This is a genomic window from Protofrankia sp. Cr1 (genome assembly GCF_963555865.1).
Lineage (GTDB): Bacteria > Actinomycetota > Actinomycetes > Frankiales > Frankiaceae > Protofrankia.
Map to the genome: position 1 here is coordinate 1 of NZ_CAUVXO010000698.1, position 2509 is coordinate 2509.

Consider the following 2509-nt stretch of genomic DNA (forward strand, 5'->3'; position numbering starts at 1 on the left):
GACAAGCACAACGACCCGCACTGGCTGGGTGGCCAGGTCATTGCCTGCGGCATTCGAGGCGGCGGTGCTCGGCAGCGTTTGGCCGCTGGCCGGGACGGCCGTCCCGGCCAGGACGACGCCAACGGCAACCACGCCGCCCATCAGGCGCGCCACCAGGGCAGGCGGCAGCCATGCCTGCCGACCTCCTACGCCTGATTGCTTTACAGCCAATGGACACTCCCCCCGCGTGGTGGTCCATAGTGAATACCGATCCTACCGGAACGCACGCCAGTTTCCCGACCCGAGTGAATCCCGCACCTCCGCTTGGCCAGCTGTTTACCTGAAGCGACACCCGCACTGGCGACACCCATTAACCCCGTGGACTCCAGGGACGGCGGTCACCACGCAACCCACCGACAACGATCTACCGATTGCGGAGTAGGTTCTCGTCGGGTATTGCTCGACTGGGCCGCACCGGGGCGGGGCAGCCTGGGCGGGAAGCGCAATGAACACATGATCGAGTTACCCTAGGTACACCTATAAACACTCAAAGTTAATTCCGTCAAATGCCGAGATTCGAAGAGCTCCGGCGTAGACGGTGGCTATTGTCCGGTACGGTTTCCACCGCGGCGAGAGTTTGGTCTGGTGGAGTCCAGCGCCGACGGGGGTTAGGGATGGCCAGCCGAATGTCCACAGCACGCTTCGGGCGCGTACTGGCGGGGATGTGCGTCACCGTCGCGGTCGTCTTCTGGACCGTACCTGTCAATGCGCAAACGCGCTCTCCCGACCCTGCCGCACCGGTGTCGAAAACATCGCCACAACCGGTCCGAGTCCAGATCCTGGTCGACGAATCCGCGAACGTGACGGTCGGCCAGATCGATTGGGAGAGGGAGGCGGCCACGACGATCGCCGCCTCGGCTCTGGCTGGCGACTACAAGCCCGACTACCAGGTCGCAGTGGCCGGCTACGGGAGTGCGCCACCACCGCCAACAGAAGGAAAACCCACCTTCGACCGGGTTTGTCCCTTTCAGGAGGCGGGTCCGTCGACGGCCACGGCCACGGCCGGCTCGTCGATCGCGGAGTGCCTCAAGGGCCTGCACCCACGCAAGGCCGCCGAAGGCAATGACTCCGACATCGCCGGGGCACTGAAGTTCTTCGAAGATGATCTGGTCCGCAACACGCCCGCCGGCACGCGGCGGGTGCTTGTCCTGTTCGCCGGCGGTACGGCCAACAGGCGAAACCAGCTCATGAACGCCGTCCCGACCGACTTGCACACCAACCAGATCGAGGTGTGGCCACTGGGCTTCGGGTCCGCGGACGCAGCCAGCCTGGACGCGATCACCCGCGGCGGGTTCCAAGGGTCGGGCACCTGCGAGCGGGATACGCCCTCCCTACACATGGCGGGCGCAGGGGATGATCTCATCCCGGCGGCGACGGCGATTGCCACTGCTCTCACACCCCGGGCGCTGTGTCGGAGCGAAGCGAAACGGCGCATCCCGCTGCCGGCAACCGACGCGACGATCCGCGTACGGCACGAAGGCCGACTCACGTTCAACTTCTGCCAACCCCACCCAGCCGCCGGCCCGCAGGACTGTTCCCCCACCAACTTCGTGCAGCCCGGCGAGAAGGCCCCGGACGGCTCCACCTTCGAGCGCACCGCCGGCGCGGACGGGTACGACCGACTACGCATCACCCGCCCGATGCCCGGCGAATGGACAGTCGTCGCAAGCGCGCCACCAGGAGGGCCACCTATCATGATCGACCCACAGGTGGAGTGGGAAGGGACGCCGCGTACCGCGATGCTGGTACGCCCAACCCCACCACAACCTGGGCCAAACGGCGGCCTGCCCATGGTGAACGTGGAAGCACGCCTGTACACCCGGGCTGGTGCGCTGCAGATCCCGGGCGCGCTTGAGAGCGTGACCGCGCAGATCGCTCTCGACCACGGCTCCGGTGGCCAGCCAGCGGTCGGCATGCGGACCGAGCCTCGCTTCGCGGCCGACTCCGGCGGCAGCGACATCGTCGACTTCACCACGAGCGTCTCGATTCCTCAAGCTGCATCGGCATCGCTCGCGTTCGAAGCAACGGTGCGCTGGCCCGGCGTCACGGGACCTGAAGAAGCCAAGATCGAGTACCCGACCTCGGTACAGGAGAAGGTGGACACCAAGAAGGAACCAGGGCCTGTCGTCACCCTCCCCACGCTCGATGGTCCGCTCCCGCGCGGAGGCTCGGTGTCCGGCTACCTGACCGTCGCCGGCCCATGGGGACGAGTCAAGGAGATCACTCTGACAACTCCGGACTCCTGGAAAGATCTCGGCGTCGCTTTGGATACCGTCACATTGCGCCGCGGAGAGATCCCTGATGGTAAGCCGATACCGCTGACCATCCGCGCGACGGCCCACGCGAAACTCGGCCCCGTCGGCGATATCATTCGGGCCACAACTTTCGACCCGTATTCCAGCTCCTCTCCTCGCTCGGTCGGTGACCAGTTCGTGGCGCTGACCGTCGTCCCCTTCCCCGCCGACAGTCC

General features: G+C 66.1%; 2 protein-coding genes. Both read left to right on the top strand.

Going from position 1 to position 2509, the window contains the following annotated elements; all coding sequences use genetic code 11:
- On the top strand, nt 1-195 hold a 195-nt coding region (locus U9980_RS28170), incomplete at its 5' end, for a hypothetical protein (RefSeq protein ID WP_322770699.1).
- 470 nt (nt 196-665) lie between these two features.
- On the top strand, nt 666-2509 hold a 1844-nt coding region (locus tag U9980_RS28175), incomplete at its 3' end, for a vWA domain-containing protein (protein WP_322770700.1).